20 protein-coding genes are annotated in these 22,069 nt (G+C 62.2%); 9 read left to right on the plus strand and 11 right to left on the minus strand.

The window, feature by feature from the left end:
* Window position 1 precedes the first annotated feature (1 nt).
* From tatA to tatC, 3 genes are read left to right on the plus strand one after another with little or no spacing between them, the layout of a single operon-like run.
* Complete coding sequence (gene tatA / locus ACIGGE_RS09050; protein ID WP_103022561.1) at window positions 2-229, plus strand: twin-arginine translocase TatA/TatE family subunit; 228 nt, start codon at window positions 2-4, stop codon at window positions 227-229.
* A gap of 23 nt (window positions 230-252) precedes the next feature.
* On the plus strand, window positions 253-687 hold the full coding sequence (gene tatB / locus ACIGGE_RS09055; protein WP_397490107.1) for a Sec-independent protein translocase protein TatB: 435 nt from the start codon (window positions 253-255) through the stop codon (window positions 685-687).
* Between the two features lies 1 nt (window position 688).
* Window positions 689-1,483, plus strand: coding sequence for a twin-arginine translocase subunit TatC (gene tatC / locus ACIGGE_RS09060; protein WP_397490108.1), 795 nt, complete (start codon window positions 689-691; stop codon window positions 1,481-1,483).
* On the opposite strand, the gene ACIGGE_RS09065 is transcribed toward tatC, so the two are convergent.
* Window positions 1,468-3,117 carry an amidohydrolase gene (locus ACIGGE_RS09065; RefSeq protein WP_397490110.1) on the minus strand — a complete coding sequence of 550 codons (1,650 nt, stop codon included), beginning with the start codon at window positions 3,115-3,117 and terminating at the stop codon, window positions 1,468-1,470. The two genes, tatC and ACIGGE_RS09065, sit on opposite strands and share 16 nt — an antisense overlap.
* 110 nt (window positions 3,118-3,227) lie before the next feature.
* Here ACIGGE_RS09065 and ACIGGE_RS09070 point away from each other — a divergent pair, with 110 nt between their 5' ends.
* The 4 genes from ACIGGE_RS09070 to ACIGGE_RS09085 all read left to right on the plus strand — a co-directional run bounded on the left by ACIGGE_RS09070 (window position 3,228) and on the right by ACIGGE_RS09085 (window position 11,848).
* Complete coding sequence (locus ACIGGE_RS09070; RefSeq protein WP_397490111.1) at window positions 3,228-4,481, plus strand: threonine ammonia-lyase; 1,254 nt, start codon at window positions 3,228-3,230, stop codon at window positions 4,479-4,481.
* A 173-nt stretch (window positions 4,482-4,654) separates the two neighbouring features.
* A complete protein-coding gene (locus ACIGGE_RS09075) occupies window positions 4,655-5,497 on the plus strand; it encodes an arginyltransferase (protein WP_103022735.1) in 843 nt (280 codons plus the stop codon).
* Complete coding sequence (locus ACIGGE_RS09080) at window positions 5,412-7,637, plus strand: autotransporter assembly complex family protein (RefSeq protein WP_397490112.1); 2,226 nt, start codon at window positions 5,412-5,414, stop codon at window positions 7,635-7,637. Before ACIGGE_RS09075 ends, ACIGGE_RS09080 begins: the two co-directional genes overlap by 86 nt.
* A complete protein-coding gene (locus ACIGGE_RS09085) occupies window positions 7,637-11,848 on the plus strand; it encodes a translocation/assembly module TamB domain-containing protein (RefSeq protein WP_397490113.1) in 4,212 nt (1,403 codons plus the stop codon). The genes ACIGGE_RS09080 and ACIGGE_RS09085 overlap by 1 nt, the downstream gene beginning before the upstream one ends.
* A gap of 9 nt (window positions 11,849-11,857) precedes the next feature.
* On the opposite strand, the gene ACIGGE_RS09090 is transcribed toward ACIGGE_RS09085, so the two are convergent.
* The 8 genes from ACIGGE_RS09090 to ACIGGE_RS09125 form a co-directional block, all read right to left on the minus strand.
* Window positions 11,858-12,424, minus strand: coding sequence for a fasciclin domain-containing protein (locus ACIGGE_RS09090; protein ID WP_397490115.1), 567 nt, complete (start codon window positions 12,422-12,424; stop codon window positions 11,858-11,860).
* An 11-nt stretch (window positions 12,425-12,435) separates the two neighbouring features.
* Window positions 12,436-13,524 carry a hypothetical protein gene (locus ACIGGE_RS09095; RefSeq protein ID WP_397490116.1) on the minus strand — a complete coding sequence of 363 codons (1,089 nt, stop codon included), beginning with the start codon at window positions 13,522-13,524 and terminating at the stop codon, window positions 12,436-12,438.
* 86 nt (window positions 13,525-13,610) lie between these two features.
* Window positions 13,611-14,189: a lysozyme gene (locus tag ACIGGE_RS09100; protein ID WP_397490118.1), complete on the minus strand. Its 579-nt coding sequence runs from the start codon at window positions 14,187-14,189 to the stop codon at window positions 13,611-13,613.
* 134 nt (window positions 14,190-14,323) lie between these two features.
* Window positions 14,324-15,733, minus strand: coding sequence for a type I glutamate--ammonia ligase (gene glnA / locus ACIGGE_RS09105; protein WP_397490119.1), 1,410 nt, complete (start codon window positions 15,731-15,733; stop codon window positions 14,324-14,326).
* Window positions 15,734-15,786: 53 nt separating this feature from the next.
* Window positions 15,787-16,125, minus strand: a complete 339-nt coding sequence (locus ACIGGE_RS09110) for a P-II family nitrogen regulator (protein ID WP_103022570.1) — start codon at window positions 16,123-16,125, stop codon at window positions 15,787-15,789.
* 210 nt (window positions 16,126-16,335) lie between these two features.
* A complete protein-coding gene (gene argC / locus ACIGGE_RS09115; protein ID WP_196846699.1) occupies window positions 16,336-17,274 on the minus strand; it encodes an N-acetyl-gamma-glutamyl-phosphate reductase in 939 nt (312 codons plus the stop codon).
* Window positions 17,271-17,618, minus strand: a complete 348-nt coding sequence (locus ACIGGE_RS09120; protein ID WP_221597841.1) for a hypothetical protein — start codon at window positions 17,616-17,618, stop codon at window positions 17,271-17,273. Before ACIGGE_RS09120 ends, argC begins: the two co-directional genes overlap by 4 nt.
* 74 nt (window positions 17,619-17,692) lie before the next feature.
* Window positions 17,693-19,081 carry a leucyl aminopeptidase family protein gene (locus tag ACIGGE_RS09125; protein WP_397490120.1) on the minus strand — a complete coding sequence of 463 codons (1,389 nt, stop codon included), beginning with the start codon at window positions 19,079-19,081 and terminating at the stop codon, window positions 17,693-17,695.
* A 45-nt stretch (window positions 19,082-19,126) separates the two neighbouring features.
* On the opposite strand from ACIGGE_RS09125, the gene ACIGGE_RS09130 reads away from it, so the two are divergent.
* Together ACIGGE_RS09130 and map are read left to right on the plus strand one after the other, a co-directional pair.
* The gene (locus ACIGGE_RS09130; protein WP_397490121.1) at window positions 19,127-19,954 is read left to right on the plus strand and encodes a PdaC/SigV domain-containing protein; all 828 of its coding nucleotides are present in this window, start codon (window positions 19,127-19,129) and stop codon (window positions 19,952-19,954) included.
* A 40-nt stretch (window positions 19,955-19,994) separates the two neighbouring features.
* Window positions 19,995-20,822, plus strand: coding sequence for a type I methionyl aminopeptidase (map, locus tag ACIGGE_RS09135; RefSeq protein ID WP_397490122.1), 828 nt, complete (start codon window positions 19,995-19,997; stop codon window positions 20,820-20,822).
* On the opposite strand, the gene ACIGGE_RS09140 is transcribed toward map, so the two are convergent.
* Together ACIGGE_RS09140 and ccmA are read right to left on the minus strand one after the other, a co-directional pair.
* The gene (locus tag ACIGGE_RS09140; protein ID WP_397490123.1) at window positions 20,819-21,472 is read right to left on the minus strand and encodes a heme exporter protein CcmB; all 654 of its coding nucleotides are present in this window, start codon (window positions 21,470-21,472) and stop codon (window positions 20,819-20,821) included. The two genes, map and ACIGGE_RS09140, sit on opposite strands and share 4 nt — an antisense overlap.
* Window positions 21,469-22,050, minus strand: coding sequence for a heme ABC exporter ATP-binding protein CcmA (ccmA, locus tag ACIGGE_RS09145; RefSeq protein WP_397490124.1), 582 nt, complete (start codon window positions 22,048-22,050; stop codon window positions 21,469-21,471). Before ccmA ends, ACIGGE_RS09140 begins: the two co-directional genes overlap by 4 nt.
* Between the last annotated feature and the right edge of the window lie 19 nt (window positions 22,051-22,069).

The raw sequence follows: 22,069 nt of genomic DNA on the forward strand, positions 1-22,069 counted from the left end.
CATGGGTCTCAGTGTCTGGCAACTTGCCATCATCGCCGTCGTCATCCTCGTCCTGTTCGGCCGTGGCCGCATCTCCGAGATGATGGGCGATTTCGGAAAAGGTATCAAAAGCTTCAAGCAGGGCATGAATGAAGAAGAAAAGCCCGCCAAGCAGATATCTCATGACGCAAAACCTGCTGACGAAGGCCTGACCGCAGATCAGGTCAAGCAGACCACCGACCCGAAATAATCCGCTAGCGGGCGGAGGCAGCCATGTTCGATATCGGTGCCAGCGAATTGCTGGTGATCGTCATTGTGGCGATCCTGGTGATTGGGCCAAAAGACATGCCCAAGGCGCTTCGTACGGCTGGTCGCTGGATCGGCAAGCTGCGCCGCATGTCCAACCATTTCCGTGCCGGGATCGACGAAGTCGTTCGTCAGGCCGAGATCGAGGAAATGGAAGAGAAATGGGCGGCACGGAACAAGGAAATCATGGCAAAGTATCCCGACGGCGCGCAACCGGAAGGCGGTGGGCCCGAAAATCTGTTGCCGAATGAGATGGAGCCTCTGTCGGCGGCAGGTGAAGTCCCCGATGCCGATGCCGCGGCGGAAGCTGCGATCAGGCGCGCTGCACCGGTGAAGGCGCCGGAGCATTCGGACGAGCCGCCACTGCCTCTCAATCCTCCCGCTTCGGGGAAGGACAGCTGACATGGCGGTGATAAGGGACATCGACGAAAGCCAGGCACCGCTTCTCGATCATCTGATCGAACTACGCTCGCGGCTCGTAAAATGCGTCCTCGCGTTGGTGGTGGCCTTCGGGGTGTGCCTGTACTTCGCCGATCCCATTCTCGGGTTTCTGATCCAGCCGCTCAAGAATGCCTTTCCCGAAGGGGAAGGCCAGCTCATCTTCACGAAGCTCTACGAAGTGTTCTTTGTCGAGCTGAAGGTGGCGCTGTTCGCCGGGTTCTGTCTGAGCTTCCCGGTTATCGCCAATCAGCTTTGGGCGTTCGTGGCCCCAGGGCTATATGCGCGCGAGAAGAAAGCTTTCCTGCCATTTATTCTGGCCACGCCCATCCTTTTCCTGATGGGGGCGTCGCTCGCCTATTTCGTCGTCATGCCCACCGCGTTTCGCTGGTTTCTGGGCTTTCAGGGGACGGCGGGCGGTCTCAAAATCCAAGCGCTTCCGACCGCAAACGAATATCTCGGTCTGGTGATGCAGTTCATTCTCGCTTTCGGAATGAGCTTCCTCCTGCCTGTCTTGCTTTTGCTATTACATCGGGCAGGGATCGTAACCCGCGACCAGCTTGTGGCGGCAAGACGGTATGTGGTCGTGCTCGTGGTTGCGGTTGCGGCCATCATCACGCCGCCCGATCCCGGCTCGCAATTGCTGCTCGCAATTCCGCTTCTGCTCTTGTTCGAAGGCTCGCTGGTGCTGATGCGTCTGACCGAGAAACGCCGGAAAGCAGTCGTCGAAAAGCCCGAAGAGCCTCAGTCCGCGTCGTAGACCTTCCGTCCACCCACCCAGGTTTCGATCACCTTGGTGGCCCGCAACTCTCCCGGACTGGAGATCAGGGGATCGCGATCGATGAGAACGAAATCGGCGCGTTCGCCGGGTAGCAGCTTGCCGAAGCGGCCCTCTGCAAACCCTGCGTAGGCGGCTTCGCTGGTGAAGGCCGCCAGCGCCTGTTCACGGTTCACGCGTTCTTCGGGGTGCCAGCCGCCAAATGGCTCGCCATTCGCATCCATGCGCGTCGTCGCAGCGGCCAGCGCTGCAAACGGGTCAGGCGATTCGACCGGAGCATCGGACCCGAAAGCCAGCCGTCCACCCGCCTTCAGGATCGAGTTCCATGCATAGGCGCCGGCGAGGCGGTCGGGGCCGAGCCGGGCTTCTGCCATGACGCGATCGCTCGTCTGATGAACAGGTTGCATGGACGCGATAATGCCGTCCTGACCGAACTTGGGCAGGTCGACCGGATCGACGATCTGCGCATGCTCGATGCGCCAGCGCCGATCACCCGGGAAGCTTTCGGCAATCTCTATGATCGCGTCCAGTGCATCCTCATTCGCCGCGGTCCCGATGGCGTGGATCGCGGGCTGGAAATTCCCCTGGGCGGCGCGCACCAGTACGTTGCGCAGTTTGGCGGGGCCAGTGAGCGGAAGTCCGGTATTGCCCGGATCGTCGGCATAAGGCTGCTTCAGCCATGCGCCCCGGCTGCCGAGTGCGCCGTCGAGATAGATCTTGATCCCGTTCATGCGCAGCTTGTCGTCATAAAGCCATGGCGAAGGCCGGGCGCCGGCAATAAGTTCCATCTGCTCGGGACCGCCGGCATAGGACATGATCCTCACCGTAAGGGCGCCTTTGTCGCCTGCCCTGCGATATGCCTGCCAGTCCTCGATAGTCGTTCCCATGTCCGCGACTGCAGTGATCCCGTAACTGTTCAGGACCTTTTGTGCTTCTGCAAAGGCAAGGTCGCGCTCGTTCGGGCGCGGCGCCGGAATGGCGCGTGTCATCAGTTCTTCTGCGGCATCGACGAACACGCCCGAGGGCTGCTGTGATCCCGCCATCCGTTCCACGCGGCCACCTTCCGGACTCTTCGTTTCTGCAGTGATGCCAGCAGCCTGCATGGCTATGCTGTTCGCCCAGCCGGCATGGCCGTCCACGCGCTGCAGATAAACTGGCCGGTCGGAGACCGCACTGTCGAGTTCGGCAGCCGTTGGAAATCTGCCAAGGCCCCATTTCTCCTGGTTCCAGCCACGTCCGAGAATCCAGGGCCGCGACTCGTTCTCGGCAGCAAAGCGACGGATCTTGTCCAGCGCTTCCTCCAGCGAATTGGTCTCCGACAGATCCAGCGTCAGCGCACCGATGCCGATGCCCATTACGTGCGCGTGAGCATCGATCAGCCCGGGGATCATGACCGCGCCCCTGCCGTTCTCGCGGTAATCGGTCTGGGGCTTCTTGTCTTTCGATGACAGGATCTGCGCGACCTTGCCGTCATCATCGATGACCAGCGCATTGAACCGCTTGATCTTGCCATCTTCGTCGAAGGTAATCCCTTCCACATTGTCGACCAGCACGTCGGCCGCGGCTGGCATGGCGAGTGCAAAGGCAAAGGTGGTGGCAAGGAGTTTGAACTTCATTTCAGGCGATCCAGTGCTCGTTTCCAGCGGCATCCGATAAGGCATAGCTTGCTGCAGGCAAACCCTTTCGGACGTTGCGTCGCATGGCGCCTAGCCGTAGGGCCGCTAACATGAACGAAGCATCTTCCGTCCGTGCTGCCGCCAAGGCGACCGAGCTCCTTACCCTCGACGATGTGCGCGCTGCCGCTGCGCGTATCGAAGGTGCCGTGGTCCGGACGCCGATGTTGCGCTCGCAGACCCTGTCGGAAATTTCCGGGGCCGACATCTGGCTCAAGTTCGAAAATCACCAGTTCACAGCCGCATACAAGGAACGCGGCGCGCTCAATGCGCTGCTCCATCTCAACGAGGAACAGCGCGCGCGGGGCGTGATCGCGGCATCCGCCGGCAATCACTCCCAGGGGTTGAGCTATCATGGCCGGCGTCTGGGCGTTCCGGTCACCATCGTAATGCCGCAGACCACACCCAGCGTTAAGGTCATGCAGACCGAAAGCGTGGGCGGGAATGTCACGCTCTTCGGCGAGACCTTCGACGAGGCCTATGCCCATGCGCGCGAACTGGAAGAGGAACGCGGCCTAACCTTTGTCCACCCGTTCGACGATCCTCTGGTTGCGGCCGGGCAGGGCACGGTCGCGCTGGAGATGATCGAGGACAAGGACGACTTCGATTGTCTTGTCGTACCGATCGGCGGCGGCGGATTGATGAGCGGGATGGCCACCGTGGCCAGAGCGCTCAAGCCCGATATCGAAATGGTCGGTGTTCAGGCCGAACTCTACCCATCGATGTATTCGGCAGTCACGGGTGACGAGCGTCCCTGTGGCGGCGATACGCTGGCGGAAGGCATTGCCGTGAAGGCGCCCGGGCAGTTCACCCGCCAGATTATCGCCGAACTGGTCGATGATGTGCTTCTGGTGCCAGAAGCGGCTCTCGAACATGCGGTCGCGCTCCTGCTGCAGATCGAAAAGACCGTTGTCGAAGGCGCGGGGGCTGCGGGCCTTGCAGCGATCCTGTCGAACCCGGACAAGTTCAGGGGAAAGACCGTCGGCCTCGTCCTGTGCGGCGGCAATATCGACACGCGCCTGCTCGCCAATGTGCTCCTACGCGACCTTGCGCGATCCGGGCGTCTCGCTCGCTTGCAGATCGTGTTGCAGGATCGACCTGGCGCATTGTTCAAGGTCATGCGCGAGTTCAACGAACACAACGTCAACATCATCGAAATCTATCACCAGCGCATTTTCACCACACTGCCGGCCAAAGGCCTCACGGCGGAAATCGAATGCGAAGCGCGCGACGGTGAACAGATCGACCGGCTCGTGAACTCGCTGCGCGACAAGGGATATGTAGTCGAAATGGCCGAACTGGCCTGACTAGCGGGCGGCATGCCGCCCATTCGAGCCTACCATTTTTCCCTCCGTTTCGAGTAATTCGACGGATGGCCTGTGCTTTTCATGGTTAAGAGGGTTTTAACGCTGGATCGCGTCTGGCATTGATGCGTCTAACAGGTAAGGATTTCTTAACCTCTGAAAGGATGCAGCCGAAAGTGACCGCACCGATTCGCTTCCCGCGCTTTTTCGTGACCAGCCCTGCGCCGTGTCCGTATCTGCCGGGCAAGAGCGAACGCAAGGTGTTCACCGAACTGCGCGGCGACAATGCCGACGAGCTGAACGAAGCGCTGGGCCGCATCGGTTTTCGCCGCAGTCAGACGGTGGCCTATCGCCCATCCTGTCTTGACTGCCAGGCTTGCGTCTCGGTGCGTGTCGTGGCGGATGAATTCCAGCCATCGTCGACACAGAAACGCACGCTGAAAGCCCATGACGATCTGATCGCCACGGAATGCCGCCCATGGGCCACGGCGGAACAGTTCGAATTGCTGCAGAAATATCTCGCTGCACGTCACCCCGGTGGCGGGATGACGCAGATGGAAGAAACCGATTTCGCAGATATGGTGGAACACACCAGCGTATCTAGCTATGTGATCGAATATCGTGAGCCGGGGATCGGTGCCGAGCAGGGGCGCTTGGTCGGAGCTTGCCTCACGGATTATCAGGGTGACGGGCTGTCGATGATCTACAGCTTCTACGATCCTGACCACGAGGGACGCGCCGGGCTTGGGAACTACATCATTCTCGACCACATCCGCAGAGCGGCGGAACGAGACCTGCCCTATGTCTATCTCGGCTATTGGGTCGAAGGGGCAGAGCGGATGCAGTACAAAGTCCGTTATCGGCCGCTCGAACGCCTTACCCGCGGTGGATGGGAACGCATGCCAGAAAGGGAGCAGAAGCGACTTATCGCCAATGCAACCGCTCCACGGGGCCGGCGCCGCGAAGAAGCTCTCCCCGCAAAGGACGGGCTCGCAGCGGAATATCGCATTACCGACTGATATTGCGGGGTCCGTTATCGGAACCTGTCTGGCAGCAATCGCGCTGGCGGGCGCCACTCCCTTGGCTGCGCAGGATAGTCCTGCCACCTCTTCGCTCGACGAGCTCATACCGGACAGCGCCGTCGAAAGCCCCGATGACTGGGCGCAGCAGGGCACGGACGAACAGGTCATCTCGCAAGCCGAGGCAGGATCTCAGCTCGATGCGGAAACTCCGATTTCCGAAGCGCCCGACATGTCGATCGCCTGGCCGGAAGATGTCGATCTCGATCCGCTGGTTCCGCTCGAGCCGGAAGAGGATATCGAATTCGTTCAGTTGCTCGACGATGCACCGCGGCTGGCATTCGACGAAACCGATGTAGAGGAACTGTCGGGCTCGCTGGTGCTCGGATTCCCGCAGAAGGAGCCGCCCTTCAGCGAGCGCGAGGATTTCGTCGACAGGTTCGAAGCACTTTCAACCATCGAGGAACTGGGCGACGGCGACGAAAATGTCGCACAGCTTGCCGCCCGTGCCCGAAAGGATGAGGAACTCCTTGAAACGCTGCTTCGGGTGTATGGCTATTACGAAGGCGAGGTCATCCGCACGATCGGTACCCGCCGGGCCGGAGAGGATTCGGCGGATCGGCGCCCTCGGGTGCGGTTCGATGTCATTCCGGGTGCACGATATACATATGGTGCGATCGATCTCGGCGATCTCGACACGGCAGTAGATGCCGGAACTCTGCGTCAGTCTTTCGATATCAAGGTTGGCGACTATCTTCAGTCGGACACGATTGTCACGCAGCGTTTCAACCTCGATCGGGCATTGGGCGAAACCGGATACGCCTTTGCCGAAATCGACGAACCCGAACTGCTGATCGATCACGAACGGGTGCAGGGCGACCTGACCATGCATGTGCGGCCCAAGGGCAAGTATGTGTTCGGGGATGTAGTCAGCAACGACGAGGAATTTCTTTCCGGCCGCCACCTCGCCACGATCGCCCGTTTCGACCCGGGGGATGTGTACAAGCGCAGTATCGAACTCGACCTGCGCCGTGCAATTACGGCTACCAGCCTTGTATCTACCGTCGATGTGCAGGCCCGCGAAGTCGTGCCTCCCCGTGGGGACGAGCCCGGTGTGGTCGCCATGGATGTCACGATGGAGCGGGCCAAACTGCGCACCATATCGGGCGCTGTCGGCTACGGTTCGGAAGAAGGTATCCGGCTTCAGGCAAGCTGGGAACATCGCAACCTGTTCCCGCCTGAAGGTTCTCTGCGCTTGCGCGGGATTATCGGAACGCGCGAACAGCTCGCCGGTGTAACCTTCCGCAAGAACAATCTGGGTGGCAGGGACAAGGTTCTTACCGCGGATGTCTATGCATCCAGTATCGACACCATTGCTTACGATGCCGACACGGTGGCGCTGACCGGCACATACGAACGCACATCCACCCTATTGTTCCAGAAGCCGCTGGCTTGGGGCATCGGCATGGAAATCCTCGCGACCGATGAACGCAACCGGGTGATTGGCGGCATTCCGCGCCCCCGTCAGACCTATTTCATCGCCTCGCTTTTTGGCAGGGCCACCATCGACACCAGCGATTCACTCCTCGATCCCACGCGTGGCTTTCGCCTGACCGGGTTCCTCGGTCCGGAAACCTCTCGCACGGGCGGCCAGCAATATTATTATCTGAGGAATCAGGCGGACGCGTCCTTCTATCAGTCCGTAGGCCAGAGGACGGTGATCGCCGCTCGCGCACGGTTTGCCAGCATTCAGGGTGCCGAACTGGCTGGCATCGCACCGTCACGCAGGCTTTACGCAGGTGGCGGCGGTTCTGTCCGTGGCTATGGTTTCCAGGCGATCGGACCGAAGAACGATCTGCTTGAACCGACGGGCGGGCGCAGCCTCGTCGAAGCATCCCTGGAAGCGCGTGTCGGCACCGGTCTGTTCGACGGCGCGCTCTCCGTCGTGCCCTTCATCGATGCCGGTAGCGTCTCGATCGACACAGTGCCCGACTTCCGCTTCATCAAGTTCGGCGCCGGTGTAGGTGTGCGATACACCACCGGTTTCGGCCCGATCCGGCTCGATGTGGGCATTCCGCTAAACCCCGAGCCAGAAGATTCGCCCGTTGGGGTCTACATTTCGCTGGGTCAGGCTTTCTGATGGCCACCGATCAACCGGCCGCTGACATCGAGGAGCGTCCTGTCCGGCGGCGCCTTCGCGTTGGGCGCGTTGGCAAGTGGCTGCTCAGCATTGCGGCCGCTTTCGTACTTCTGATCGTTGGGGCGCTTGTCGTTCTCAACACGCCGCTTGGTGAACGCTTCATCGCCAGCCGCATTGCGGAACGCACTTTCCCCAACGGCCTCAACATCCGGATCGGACGAATAGAGGGTAATCTCTACGGGGCGGCGGTCCTTCACGATGTGCGCCTGTCCGATCCCAAGGGCGTCTTTCTCACCATACCTCGCGCCGAAATCGACTGGAATCCGGGGGGCTGGCTTTCCAACCGGCTGGAAATCGACAGCTTCGCCGCTCGCCGGGCTACTCTCGCGCGCACTCCGGAATTCTTGCCAAGCGAAGAAGACAATCCCGTACTGCCCGGGTTCGACATCTCGATCGACCGGCTCGAAATAGACAATCTGACCCTTGCTCCCGGTATCGCCGGCAACCGTCCGCAGCGCGTCGATATCACCGGCGGTGCCGATGTCACCGACAGTCGCCTCATGGTCGATATCGATGGCCGTCTGGGCGAACGGGACCGGCTCGCGCTGCTGCTGGATGCCGAACCGGACGGCGATACCTTCGACCTGTCTCTGGATGTCGATGCATCGGCAGATGGTCCGATCACAGCCATGGCCGGTCTCGATGCCCCCTACACCGCACGCATTCGCGGGGATGGCACATGGTCGCAATGGTCCGGCAGCCTGCTGGTCCGTAGCGAGGACGCTCGCATCGCCGCGATGCGGATAACCAATGCATCGGGACGTTTGGGCCTTCTTGGAAAGTTCGATCCGTCGGATTTCCTCAGCGGCATCCCCGCGCGTGCGCTGGGCGATGATGTCGCGCTTAAAGCGGATATCGCGATAGACCAGCGCCGCTTTAATGGCCGTGTGATGATGGCCGGGCGCGGATTGATACTGGATGCCAACGGCCTGCTCGACCTTGCGGACAACAGGGCAGAAAATATCGAACTCGCCGCTTCCGTGCGCGACCCGGCCCTGCTCGGCGAAGGTATCGCCCTGCGCAACGGGCGGATCGATGCGACGGTCGACGGGGCCTTTTCAGATCTCGCGATCCGCCACGATCTGACGGTGGGCGAAGTCGACATCGGCGGTACGAAGTTGGCTGGCATCCGGCAGCAGGGCACTGCCCGGTACGATGGCACACGGTGGACGCTGCCCCTGGGGCTTGCGGTTTCACGGGTGACGAGCGGCAATGCCATGCTCGATCCGCGCCTGGTGAACGGCACCGGGCGCGGCACGCTTGTGCTGAGCGGGTCGACCCTTCTGTCGGACGATCTGTGTCTTGCGTTCCCCGGCACCTCGGCCAATCTGGCTCTTCGTGGCGACCTGTCCGCGGGCCGATACCAGATCCGCGGACCGATCCGCGCAGAACGGCTGGCCCTCGACAATGTCGGCACGTTGAACGGGACCGCGGTCATCCAGCTTGCCCTCGCACCGCAAGCGCCGTGGCGTCTCTCGGCCGATCTCGATGCGCGCATTGCCCCTGTTACCAACGCGACGCTGGCCAACCTCGCCGGCACACCCATCCGCGTGCGCGGCGGGGTCGCGGTGGGCGGCAATGCCCCGCTCGATTTCAATCGTCTGCGCATCGATGCAAGCAAGGTGCAGATGGCGCTCGATGGCAGCGTTCGGGACGGGACTACCAAGCTTGCAGGGGAGGGCACGCATACCGATTTCGGCCCCTTCACCGTAGAAGCCAGCCTCACCGACGCCGGGCCGAGCGCCGCGCTGGTTTTCGCACGGCCTGCGACCGGCCTCGACAACGTCCGCGTGGCGATCGCTCCGTCAGAAGAGGGTTTTGCCATCGATACCGAAGGCAATTCGGTGCTCGGACCCTTTGCCGGCCAGCTTGGCCTTATCGCACCGTCCGGCGGTCCGACCCGCATCACGATCGAGACCATGCGCGTGTCCGATACCAGTGTCACCGGCGCCATTGCGCTGGTGGATGGCGGCGCGGACGGCACGCTCGCTTTCGCCGGTGGCGGTCTCGACGGGACCGTGGCGCTGACGCCGCGCGGCGGCGGACAGGGCCTGCAGGTCGACCTGCGAGCCCGCAATGCGCGCTTCGGCGGCGATACGCCCTTGCGCATCACCCGCGCGGATATCGATGCGACGGGCCTCATTCGCGATGGCAACACGAGCTTTTCCGGCTCGGGTACGGCAGCCGGATTGTCTTACGGCACGCTGTTCATTTCCCAGCTTGCAGCCCGCGGCGAGGTCGAGAACGGCGTCGGGCGAGTGGATGCCTCGCTCTCGGGCAGGCGCAGCGGGCGCTTCGTGCTGGATGCAAATGCGACCATCCGGCCCGATCGCATCGCGCTCGCCGCACAGGGTCGGTTTGCCGGTCGCCGCATTTCCATGCCGCGCCGCGCCGTGCTCACAAGTCTGGACGGCGGGGGCTGGCGCCTCGCACCGACGCAATTCTCCTATGGCGACGGCGGGATGATCGTGTCCGGCGATTTCGGCGGCAGGGATCTCGATTTCGATTTCAAGCTCGCCCGCATGCCGCTCTCCCTCATCGATGTCGCGAAAGCCGATACCGGCCTTGGCGGGACGATTTCGGGCACGGTCCATTATCGCACCGGTGCCGACATGGTGCCGGTGGGCGAAGCCAAGGTGAAGATCGAAGGGCTGACGCGCTCCGGCCTCGTGCTGACGTCGCGCCCGGTGAACGTCTCGCTGGTTGCGGAACTGACCGAGAGCGATCTTCAGGCGCGTGCCCTGTTGCAGAACGAGGATATCCAGCGCGGGCGTGTGCAGGCGCGGATCACCGGTCTGCCGCAGCAGGGTATCCTTATCGAACGGCTGCGGGCAGGCCGCCTGTCGGGCCAGCTACGCTATCGCGGTGCGGCCGAAAGCCTGTGGCGGCTCGCCGCTCTCGATACGTTCGACATAACCGGCCCCATCGCCATCGCCGCAAATGCAACCGGCACGTTGCGCGATCCCACGGTGCGCGGCTCCATCTCGGGCGACAGCCTGCAATTGCGCAGTTCGCTGTCGGGCACCGACATTCGCGATATTGCCATGCGCGGCCGGTTCCAGGGGTCGCGCCTTCAGCTTACGCGCTTTGCTGGTACGGCGGTCAACGGCGGCAGCGTCAGCGGCAGCGGCATCGTCGATCTGCGGACCCTGGGCGAGACGGTTCAGGGCAGGGTACTGGAAATCCGCGGGCCGATCATCGATCTGCGCGCCTCGGCCAAGAATGCGCGCCTGCTCGATACGGGCGGCCTCAGCGCCACGGTCACCGGACCGCTGCGGATCGTCTCGGACGGGCTCGGCGGGACGATTGCAGGTAAGGTCCGCGTCAACCGGGCCAGCTGGACGCTGGGCACGGCGGCCGACGATCTGCGTGTCCCGCAAATCGCCACGCGCGAAATCAATACGCCCGCCAACCGCGATCCGCAGGTGGCGGCCGGCCGCCCCTGGCAATATCTCATCAATGCCAAGGCGAGCAGCCGCATCGATGTCGATGGCATGGGGCTGGACAGCGAATGGGCTGCGGACATCGTCCTGCGCGGCAATACGTCCGATCCGCGCATCGGCGGGCGTGCGGAAGTGGTTCGCGGCAATTACACCTTTGCCGGAACCCGCTTCGAACTGACCCGCGGCGAGATCGAATTCGATGTGGACGCGCCGATCGATCCCCTGCTCGACATTCGTGCGGAAACGGACCGGGATGGCCTCAACGTCGAAGCGAACGTCCGGGGCAGCGCAACACAGCCCGAAATCACCTTCACATCCAACCCCTCCCTGCCGGAAGAAGAACTGCTGGCCCGCCTGCTCTTCGGCGGTTCGGTCACCAGCCTCTCGGCGACCGACGCTCTGCAGCTTGGCGCGGCCGTGGCCAGTCTGCGCGGCGGGGGCGGCATGGACCCGATCAACCAGTTGCGCTCCGCAATCGGGCTCGATCGCCTGCGTATCGTCAGCGCCGATCCCGCATTGGGCCGCGGCACGGGCGTCGCATTGGGCAAGAATTTCGGGCGCCGCTTCTACGCGGAAATCATCACGGATGGACGCGGCTACAGCGCTACGGAAGTGGAATTCCGTGTGACCAGCTGGCTGTCGCTGCTCGCTGCCGTGTCGACGGTCGGGCGCGAAAGCGTCGTCGCCGAAATCAGCCGCGATTACTGACCCGCGCGGTCAGTCCTTCGGCGGCATCAGCACCTGGCTGATCGGTATGACGACACCGTTGTTGGTGGCGGTCGCCGTCCCGGCAAAACTGGCGCTGCCGCCATCTTCCAGCTCCGCCTTGATGCCGTCGCCTTCCCGGGAGAAGATGACATCCGTCTCGCCGAGTGTGGCCATCGTTACCGGGCCGCCCTTGCGGTCGATGGCTTCCCCAATCGATTCCGGCGTCAGATGGCCGGGCAACAGATGGTCGCGCAATAGCGCCACCAGAACCGGGCGTTGCTCGTCTTCGAGCAGCGTTTCGCCTTCCTTGCCCAGGGCTTCGAATGCGGCGTCGTCGGGCGCCAGAATTGTGTAGCTTGCCGGGCCGTCGAGCACGCCGGACAGTTCGGATTCGTCCATCGCCTCGCGCACGATATCCAGATCCTTCTCGGCCCCCAGGGCGGCCGCCAGCGTAAGGGTTCCATCGTCCCGCGTGGCGCCTTGTGCAGTATGTTCTTCCGTATCGCTGCATGCTGCAACCAGGGGAAGGGTAACGAGAGCGATTGCGGCAAGGCCGCTTTTCCATGCTTCGGTCATGTTCTGTCCCTTCAGACCAGCAGGTCGATGGCGGCGGAAATCAACTGGGTCTGGGGGTCGATCTGATAGACATAACCATCCGAATATCGATACCACGCGTCGTCACTGTCGTTGTACCGGTCCCGATACGGGTAGGGCACGTTATAGACGTCATAGCCTGACGGCATCGGCTCACCGATGGTAAAATCATCACCGGTCAACAGGGCAACCACCGACTGGATCGCTGAATCGCTCGGGTTCACCCGGTAAATGACGTTGTCGGCATAGCGGTAGGAATCTCTAGGCCCCAGATCGTAATAATCGACGTAATAGTCGGGCACCGAATGGCTCGAATAGCTCGACGGCCACTGATTGCCGATTGCCAGCGCTCCTCCCAGCAGGGGGATATATCCAGCTATTCCGCCATCGCTCGCCGGACGCAGAAGATAGCCCTCGTCGTAATAATACCGGCCCGAGCTGTAATTCTTCAGACCGAACAGGCGGGGCCGATAATCGTACCCGTTCCAGGTGCGGTAATTGTCGTACCGCTTCTTGGCCTGTCCCGGCGGCATGCAGCCATTGTACTTCTTCGCCAGACCCGGCGGACAGCCGGCGATTGCTCGCCGGTCCCTGTCGCGCACGAGAAAGGTCCGGTCCTGGTCGTACCGCACGCGGTCGACATAATTGATAAGGTTGCGATCGCCCCGCCGGACATCGCGGCGTCCGTCCCTTCGGTCCACGCGTCGCTCGACGGATCGCTCGATGCGACGCTCGGCCCGCTGCGACAGATCCCTGCGGTCATCGCGCCGGTCCACCCGCCGTTCGACAGCGCGCTCTTGAGGTCGCTGACTGACCCGGCGTTCGATTTCACGGGAGACATTCTGGCGGGCATCTCGTCTGTCGGGCTGCTGGGCCATGCGTTTGTCAGGCCTGGCATCCCTGTTGCCGTTGCCTGGACGCTGGGGACCGCGATCCGGCGGACCACGCTCGACCTTGGCGGCATTATTGTGCTTGCCGTTACCCGGGCCGTTGCCGTTGTCTCCGTTCTTGCCCGGTTGGGCATAGGCGCCACTTGCTGCCAAGGCGATCGCGGCTGCTCCTGCTAGCAGGATACGCATCATTAGAACTCCTTTGCCGGGCTAACGGGGGATGGAGGCTTCCGGTTCCGGTTAACCTACGCGCAAGAATTGGCAGAACTCTGCGGTTTTCAAGCTGCCCCATAAAGCGCAGCCTCGGCGCGCCGGCGGCGGATCAGGCCTTTCAGCACTCGTCCGGCCGCGTAAACCCAACGGTGGAATTCTTTGGCCGCGCCTGCATGATCGCCCGCCAGGTGCCGTTTGAGCAGTGTCGAACGGGCAATCGCGCCGGTGTTGTAATGGAAGCTCACCAGCGCATCGAATTGCGCCTGGCTGGTCGGCGCATCGCCGATGGCCTGCACCACATCGCGGGCATGGCGCTCGATATCGGCAGCAAGGCGCCGGTCGCATTCCTCCTGGGTCCACACCGTGCCGGGGCCGATATCGGTTCCCGTTGCCCCCCATCCGATCGTCCACGGATCGCCGCCGCTACCGGGATCGGGATAGGCCTCGACCATGCCATCGTCCCGCACGCGCGCACAGCCTTCGAACTCCTGAATCAGGCGTATGCCTGCCGGGCTGACCTCATGCGGTGCCCCGGCCACGCCGGTCATCGTGTCGATCGCCTTGTCCAGTGCGTCGACCTCTGATTGGCGCAAGCCGCGGCCAAGCAGGTTTCTCACGATGTCGAACAGGGGTTTGCGGTTCATCAGGGCCTCCATGAAAACGAGGCAACCTGATTAGGCATCGAATGGGCGTGTAGGAAAATGGTTTTTCACCGGGCGCGCGAAAAAGGCCGCCCGGTCGCCCGGACGGCCTTTCCTCGGTGAAATAACAGGGCCGATCAGGCGCTGTAATACATGTCGAATTCGGCGGGGCAGGGCGTCGTATCGACGCGCAGGACTTCTTCCCACTTCAGTTCGGCATAGGCCTCGATCTGGTCCTTGGTGAAGACGTCGCCCTTCAGCAGGAACTCGTGATCGGCTTCCAGCGCTTCCAGTGCTTCGCGCAGCGATCCGCAAACCGTCGGGACCTCGGCCAGCTCCGCCGGCGGCAGGTCGTACAGGTTCTTGTCCATGGCTTCGCCCGGGTGGATCTTGTTCTGGATCCCGTCGAGACCGGCCATCAGCAAGGCGGCATAGGCAAGGTAGGGGTTGGCCATGGCGTCGGGGAAACGGAATTCCACGCGCTTTGCCTTGTCGCCCGCACCGTAGGGGATGCGGCACGAAGCGGAACGGTTGCGCGCCGAATAGGCCAGCAGAACCGGTGCTTCGAAGCCGGGGACCAGCCGCTTGTAGCTGTTGGTCGTCGGGTTGGTGAAGGCGTTCAGGGCCTTGGCATGCTTGATGACGCCGCCGATGTAATAGAGGCAGTTTTCGCTCAGGCCGCCGTACTGGTTGCCGGCGAAGGTCGGCTTGCCGTCGTCCCAGATCGACATGTGCGTGTGCATGCCGCTGCCGTTATCCGCCTTGATCGGCTTGGGCATGAAGGTCGCGGTCTTGCCGTAGATGTGGGCCACCTGATGCACGACATACTTGTAGATCTGCATGTTGTCGGCGGTTTCGACCAGCGTGCCGAAGGTCAGGCCCAGTTCGTGCTGCGCCGCGGCCACTTCGTGGTGGTGCTTGTCGCAGTTCAATCCCATTTCGATCATGGTCGAAACCATTTCGCCGCGGATGTCGACGGCGCTGTCGACCGGGGCAACGGGGAAATATCCGCCCTTGGCGCGGGGGCGGTGCGCCATGTTGCCGCTTTCGTATTCCTTGCCGCTGTTGGTTGGCAGTTCGATGTCGTCGATCGCATATCCCGAACCGGCATAACCGTCTTCGAAACGCACATCGTCGAACATGAAGAATTCGGCTTCGGGACCGACATAGATCGTGTCGCCGATGCCCGTCGACTTCAGGAAGGCTTCGGCGCGCTTGGCGGTCGTGCGCGGATCGCGCGCATACCATTCGCCCGTCGAAGGTTCGACGATGTCGCAGAACAGGATCATCATCGGCTCGGCGCTGAACGGATCGATATAGACCCGTTCCAGGTCGGGCTTCAGGATCATGTCGCTTTCGTTGATGACCTTCCAGCCGGCGATGGACGAACCGTCGAACATCAGGCCGTCATCGAGTTCGTCTTCGGTCAGGATCCCGGCCACCATCGTCAGGTGCTGCCACTTGCCCTTGGGATCGGTGAAGCGCAGATCGACCCACTCGATGCTTTCGTCCTTGATCTGTTTCAGGACGTCGCTTGCACTTGCCATTGGTATTGCCTCCGTTTGAACTGAAAATTCCTGCGGGTTTTTCCCGCGCTAACTCAGATTGCGTCGTCGTCGCGCTCGCCTGTGCGGATGCGCAGGGCGCCTTCGATCGACGAAATGAAAATCTTGCCGTCGCCGATGCGGCCCGTCTGGGCGGCGGCGGCGATGGCTTCCACCGTGCGGTCCGCGATGCCGTCTGCCACCACGACCTCCAGCTTCACCTTGGGAAGGAAATCGACGACGTATTCGGCGCCGCGATACAGCTCGGTATGGCCTTTCTGCCGCCCGAAGCCTTTCGCCTCGGTCACGGTGATTCCCGACACGCCGATTTCGTGCAGGGCTTCCTTCACCTCGTCGAGCTTGAATGGCTTGATGATCGCTTCGATCTTTTTCACGTCGTCTCCGAACCCCTGAGGAATGGTGTCGCTCCACCCTTCGCGCGTTTCTTTCCAAGAATCGTGCCAAGGCCTTGGCGGAGGGGCCTAACCGAAGAATCGATGCGCGCCAAACTGAGTTGGCGCAATTTTTGCGATGACTGGCGTGCAACTGGCGCAACTGCCTCGATGCGAGCGCAGAGTGCTGCTTACACGGCAGTCACGACTTGCCTAATTTTTGGGCAGGATGAGGCCGGCGGTCTCGGGCAGGCCGCACATCAGGTTGAGGTTCTGCACGGCTGCACCGCTCGCGCCTTTGCCCAGATTGTCGAGCCGGGCGATCAAGCGCGCATTCCATCCGCCTTCGTTTCCGAACACGAACAGTTCCAGCCCGTCGGACGGTGCGGCATCGGTGTCGAGCAGTAGCTCGCTCACCGGGGTGGCATCATGAACCGCGACGACGTCCGATCCCGCGTAGAATTCGGCCAGGGCCGTTCGCAGGTCGTCCGCATGACGCTCGCCGTCCATGGCACCGAGGTGCAGCGGCACCTCGACGATCATGCCGCGATAGGCCGGGACGACCGACGGTGCGAACAGCACGGGGTGTTCCAGTTCGGCATGCGCCTGCATTTCCGGCAGGTGTTTGTGCGCCAGATCGAGCGCATATGTCCGAAACGCTATGTTCGGCTCCTCGATCATACGTTTGATTAGCATGCTTCCGCCGCCGGAATATCCGCTCACGGCGTTGACCGTGTACGGCCAGTCGGCCGGCAACAGCCCCGCACGCACCAGCGGCGCGACCAGCGCGAGGAAGCCTGTGGGGTAGCATCCGGGGTTGCTCACCCGCCGCGCATCGGCCACCCGCTCGCTGCCGATCAGCTCGGGAAAACCATAGCACCAGCCCTCGCTCGTGCGGTGCGCGCTGGACGCGTCGATCACTCTCGTGCCGCCGGAAGTGTCAATCATTTCAACGGCTTCGCGCGCCGCATCGTCGGGCAGGCACAGGATGGCGATATCCGCTTCGTTCAGCGCTTCGCGCCGCGCAGCAGGGTCCTTGCGCTTCGCATCGTCCAGCCTCAGCAGCTCGAACTCGCTGCGTTCGGCCAGCCGGTCGGCAATCTCGAGGCCGGTCGTGCCTGCAGCGCCGTCGATGAAGATTTTATGCGTCACTCGCTCGCAGCCAGCATGCCCAGCCGGATATATCCGCTCGGCCCTTCCGGCCCGCACGCCACCCACGCCCAGTCGCCCGCGCAGTCCAGCACCTCGACTTCCTGTCCGGCATCCAGTGTAGCGCCCACTTCGGCATCGTCGCGCATAGCGAGCATCAGCGTTGCAGGCGTATCTCCGATATTGCGGAGCTGGGGGATGACATAATGGGCGGCCAGATAATGTTTCGCCAAGGCAATATGCGCGAGATCGCCGCGCAACGGCAAAGTGCCGGGCGCGGGCTTTTCCACCGGACCGGTAAGTCCGACGATACCTTCGGGAAGAGAGTAGCTGGCTTGAGCAGTCACGCTGAGGGCAGAATCCGGAAATGAACGTTGCGCGCGCTTAACGCCGCGGCTCACTTCAGGCAAGGCGGCGAGCCTCAGCCTCCACCGAAACGCGCCTGCAACATGTGCCATGCGGCCCTCAACCCATAGGCATCGCCGCCCTTGGGACGTCCCGGTTTTGCCTGCGGGCGCCAGGCAAAGGTATCGAAATGCGCCCAGTCGATCCCTTCGCCGACGAACTTGTCGAGGAACAGGCCTGCGACGCTCGCCCCTGCAAAGGCATTGCCGTGGGCATTGTTGGTGTCCGCAATTTCCGAGACCAGCCATTCACGATAGGCATCGGGAAGGGGCAGGCGCCAGGGTTCGTCGTCATGAGCCTTGCCTGCAGCGATCAGCGCCTCCGCGGTTGCATCCCTGCGCGTCATGAGCGCCGGATATTCAGGCCCGAGCGCCACCCGCGCAGCGCCGGTGAGCGTAGCGAAATCGATAATAAGGTCGGGCTTCTCTTCGCTTGCCCGCTGCAGCGCGTCGCCCAGGATGAGCCGGCCTTCGGCATCTGTATTGCCGATTTCGACAGTCAGTCCCTTGCGGCTCTTGAGGACATCGCCGGGGCGAAAGCTGTTGGAACTTATGGCATTTTCAACTGCCGGAACAAGCAGGTGCAAACGGACAGGAAGACCTGCATTCATAACAAGGCCTGCCAGCGCGATGGCGTGCGCCGCGCCGCCCATATCCTTTTTCATGAGCAGCATGCCGGTGGAGCTTTTTACATCCAGGCCGCCGCTGTCGAAACACACGCCCTTACCGACGATGGCCAGGACCGGATCGCTTTCCTTGCCCCATGTAAGATGCATGATACGCGGTGCATGATGGCGCGCGGCGGCGCGTCCCACGGCATGGACCATGGGATACTCCTGTTCGAGTGCATCGCCCTTAGTGACGCTCAATTTGGCGGAATGCTGCTTCGCCAGCTTTTCGCATTGCTCTTCAAGCGCTGCCGGCCCCATATCTTCTGCCGGTGTATTGACCAGATCGCGCACCAGGCACACGGCCTGCGCTTCTGCGACGGCGCTATCGATCGCTTTCACGTCCCTGGTCAGGAGCACCCGGGGGCCCGTCGGCCGTTCGGGTTTCTTGTAGCGATCGAATATATGCTGCGCCGTCTGCCATCCATGCAGGGCGGGGCCCGGTTCGCCCTCAGCCCTGCGATACGTCCCTTCGGGAAGGTTTTCCGCGAGCTTGGCCATGCACCAGCTGGAAAGTTCCTTCGGATCAGCAACCCCGCCGACGGCGAACCAACCGTCACCATCCGGTACGATGCCGACCTGATAGCCGCTCCCGTCGAATTTCTGGCCTTCCAGAGCCGCGCGTTGGCTGGTCGAGAGTTTTTTGCGCCAGTCCGAGTATCCGTCGCGGTTGACGAGATGAATGGAAATCGCTTCCTGTCCCTGGTCGGGCTGGATAAGCGTTTGCTTGTCGGCCATATTCAAGACGTACCCCTGACTATCGTTGTCGCAAAGGAAACCGTGATGCGCGCGCCCCTGTTCCTGATTTCGCTCGCCCTGTCGAGTGCAGCCTGCTCCGACGGAGCCGAGTACGCCGACAAGACGGGGACGTCCAATCCGTCCGCGCAGGCGAGTGCTTCGGCCAGTTCAAGCACCAAGGCGGAAGCGGTCAACATCGCGAAAACCGCCGAGAAAGATGGCGGAACCTGGGAGTTTTCCTACAAATGGCCCGCTGCAGTAAGCGCCATTCCAGAACTCGCAAAGCAGTTGGGGGCAGAGCGTGATCAGCGCGAGAAGGAAGACCGCGCCGAATGGGATGCAACACTGACCGAACTCGCCGGTGACGGCGATTGCGGTGGTTGCCGTAGCCGCAGCTTCGCAAAGGATTGGAAGGTCGTCGCCAGCCTGCCCGATTTCCTCAGTCTGTCGGCCGACTATTCCGATTATACCGGCGGCGCGCACGGAATGTATGGCAAGCAGTCGCTGGTATGGGACAAGCAGGCCAAGGCGTCTCTTGCCGGGGTCGAAATGTTCAATTCGCCGGTCGCCCTGGAGCAGGGGCTTGGCGCGCGGCTTTGCGATGCGCTCAACAAGGAGCGGGAAAAGCGGCGAGGCACGGCGGTCCAACCCGATAGCGACAGCATGTTCGATAATTGCCCTGGGCTCGACGAAGCCACGGTGCTGGTCGGATCGTCGAATGGCAACACCTTCGATCGGATCGGGATCTATTTCGGCCCGTATGTTGCCGGGCCCTATGCAGAAGGCGCCTATGAGCTGGATTTCGATGTTACAGCCAGTGTGATCGATGCAGTGAAGCCTGCATATGCGAGTACGTTCAGCGTTCGCCGATAGGCATCTCGCAATTCCGGCCCAAAGACACTATGTGCACGGCATGACGGAATATCAGGTAATCGAGGCGGACGAGACCGTCTATCGCGATGGGACAATCAAGCTGCATGGCCCGGACGGGTATGAAGGCATGCGCAAGGCAGGGCGTCTTGCGGCGAAAATCCTCGACGAGCTGACCACTTTCGTCCAGCCAGGTGTGACGACCGGCGAGATAGACGACAAGGCGCGCACCATGATGCTGGATGCAGGTGCTGTGCCTGCAACCATGGGTTATCGCGGTTATGCGCATAGCTGCTGCACGTCGATCAATCATGTGATCTGTCATGGCATACCGTCCGACAAGGCTCTCAAGGACGGCGACATCGTCAATATCGACGTCACGCCGCTGCTGGATGGCTGGCATGGCGATACAAGCCGGATGTATTTTGCCGGCGAACCTTCGCTCAAGGCGCGCAAGCTGGTCGATGTGACCTATGAATGCCTAATGTTGGGGATCGATGCTGCGTCGAAACCGGGCGCACGCCTTGGCGATATCGGGGCAGCGATCGAAGAACATGCGCGCCAGTTCCGTTATGGCGTCGTGCAGGAGTTCTGCGGTCACGGCCTTGGCCGGTTGTTCCATGATGCGCCGGAAGTGATCCATGCGGCGCGCGCCGGAACGGGGCCGGAACTGAAACCCGGGATGTTCTTCACCATCGAACCGATGATCAACGCGGGCCGACCGCACGCCAAGATCCTGCGCGACGGCTGGACTGCAGTGACGCGCGACAAGTCGCTATCGGCGCAGTTCGAACATTCCATCGCAGTCACCGACGATGGTGTGGAAATCTTTACCGAAAGTCCCAAGGGGCTGCACAAGCCGCCGTATTAGGTTTCGCGGGTTGCCTTCAGCGCAGCCCCGGCGCCGAAGGGTGCCACGGCGCACAACCCCAGACTGATCGCCCCGGCGAGCAATAGACCACCGGGATCGGGACGCGCGAGGGCGCCAGCGCCGAAAATGAGGATCGGCACCGCCAGGGGGATGACCATCAATCCTGCCAGTGCCGCGCCGCCGCGCATGCTTGCGGTAAGCGCGGCGACGATAAGGCCCACCGCCGCCAGTCCCGGAGTGCCTGCCACTAGTCCCAAGAGCACTGTCTGCGTGGTCTTGCCATCAAGGCCAAGCAAAGCGGCTGCCGGTAAGGTTGCGAGCAGAAGGAACGGCGCAAAGGCCAGCCAGTGTGCGAGCAATCTGACGGCCATCGCCGTTTCTTCGCTGATGCCGCGCAGACGCAGCTGATCGAAGATCCCGGCGTCGAGATCGCCCGACACCAGCTTTTCCAGCGGCAGGATCGCGGCGAGGAGCGCTGCGATCCAGATTACACCTCCGCCGGTCCGTGCGAGCAATTGCGCGTCGGGGCCGACGGCAAAGGGATATAGCATGGCGACGGCAAGAAAGAACAGCAGCGGCAGCAGCCCGCTGCCGCCGCGTCCGCCCGGCAGCAAGGTGGCCAGATCCCGTCTGAGCAGCGCAGCGATCATGCGGCAAAGTCCGCCAGAGCGATGGCTTGCGGCGCGGGTAGCGCGATTGGCTGGTGCGATGCGGCAATAGCGATCCCACCGGCACGGCAATGCTGATCTATCAGCGCTTCGAAAACCGTTTGCGCATGATGGTCCAACCCGTTCAGCGGTTCGTCCAGCAGCCAGATCGGGCAATTGGAGTTGATCAGGCGGGCAAGGGCAGCGCGCTTTTTCTGCCCGGTCGAGAGATATCGAACCGGAATGTCCAGCAACGGCGCGAGCTGGAGCAGGTCGCCCGCGCGTCCCATATCGGCATTGCCATCCAGTCGTTCCCAAAAGGCCAGGGCCTTGCCCAACGGCAGATTGGCGTCGAGTGCCAACCGTTCATCGACCAGGCCCCTTCCGCCGTAATGCTGCACATCCCCTGCATAGGGACGGAGCAAGCCGGCAAGAATACGGATCAAGCTGGATTTGCCGACGCCGTTGGGCCCCGTAACGTGCACGGCATCGCCGGCGACGCAGTCTATCGACAGCTTGCGGAAAAGCAGTCTTTCGCCCCGACGGCAGGCAATGTCCTTTGCGGCGAGGCGAGCTTGCATGGGCGGGAGCGATAGGCAA

Origin of the sequence: Qipengyuania sp. NPDC077410, assembly GCF_044543405.1 — a bacterium.
Classification (GTDB): domain Bacteria; phylum Pseudomonadota; class Alphaproteobacteria; order Sphingomonadales; family Sphingomonadaceae; genus Qipengyuania; species Qipengyuania pacifica.

Bases quoted from the DNA above. Each gene is read 5' to 3' on its own strand.
- tatA (WP_103022561.1), top strand. From the start codon at position 2: ATGGGTCTCAGTGTCTGGCAACTTGCCATCATCGCCGTCGTCATCCTC.
- tatB (WP_397490107.1), top strand. From the start codon at position 253: ATGTTCGATATCGGTGCCAGCGAATTGCTGGTGATCGTCATTGTGGCG.
- tatC (WP_397490108.1), top strand. From the start codon at position 689: ATGGCGGTGATAAGGGACATCGACGAAAGCCAGGCACCGCTTCTCGAT.
- ACIGGE_RS09065 (WP_397490110.1), bottom strand. From the start codon at position 3,117: ATGAAGTTCAAACTCCTTGCCACCACCTTTGCCTTTGCACTCGCCATG.
- ACIGGE_RS09070 (WP_397490111.1), top strand. From the start codon at position 3,228: ATGAACGAAGCATCTTCCGTCCGTGCTGCCGCCAAGGCGACCGAGCTC.
- ACIGGE_RS09080 (WP_397490112.1), top strand. From the start codon at position 5,412: ATGCAACCGCTCCACGGGGCCGGCGCCGCGAAGAAGCTCTCCCCGCAA.
- ACIGGE_RS09085 (WP_397490113.1), top strand. From the start codon at position 7,637: ATGGCCACCGATCAACCGGCCGCTGACATCGAGGAGCGTCCTGTCCGG.
- ACIGGE_RS09090 (WP_397490115.1), bottom strand. From the start codon at position 12,424: ATGACCGAAGCATGGAAAAGCGGCCTTGCCGCAATCGCTCTCGTTACC.
- ACIGGE_RS09095 (WP_397490116.1), bottom strand. From the start codon at position 13,524: ATGATGCGTATCCTGCTAGCAGGAGCAGCCGCGATCGCCTTGGCAGCA.
- ACIGGE_RS09100 (WP_397490118.1), bottom strand. From the start codon at position 14,189: ATGAACCGCAAACCCCTGTTCGACATCGTGAGAAACCTGCTTGGCCGC.
- glnA (WP_397490119.1), bottom strand. From the start codon at position 15,733: ATGGCAAGTGCAAGCGACGTCCTGAAACAGATCAAGGACGAAAGCATC.
- ACIGGE_RS09125 (WP_397490120.1), bottom strand. From the start codon at position 19,081: ATGGCCGACAAGCAAACGCTTATCCAGCCCGACCAGGGACAGGAAGCG.
- ACIGGE_RS09130 (WP_397490121.1), top strand. From the start codon at position 19,127: ATGCGCGCGCCCCTGTTCCTGATTTCGCTCGCCCTGTCGAGTGCAGCC.
- map (WP_397490122.1), top strand. From the start codon at position 19,995: ATGACGGAATATCAGGTAATCGAGGCGGACGAGACCGTCTATCGCGAT.
- ACIGGE_RS09140 (WP_397490123.1), bottom strand. From the start codon at position 21,472: ATGATCGCTGCGCTGCTCAGACGGGATCTGGCCACCTTGCTGCCGGGC.
- ccmA (WP_397490124.1), bottom strand. From the start codon at position 22,050: ATGCAAGCTCGCCTCGCCGCAAAGGACATTGCCTGCCGTCGGGGCGAA.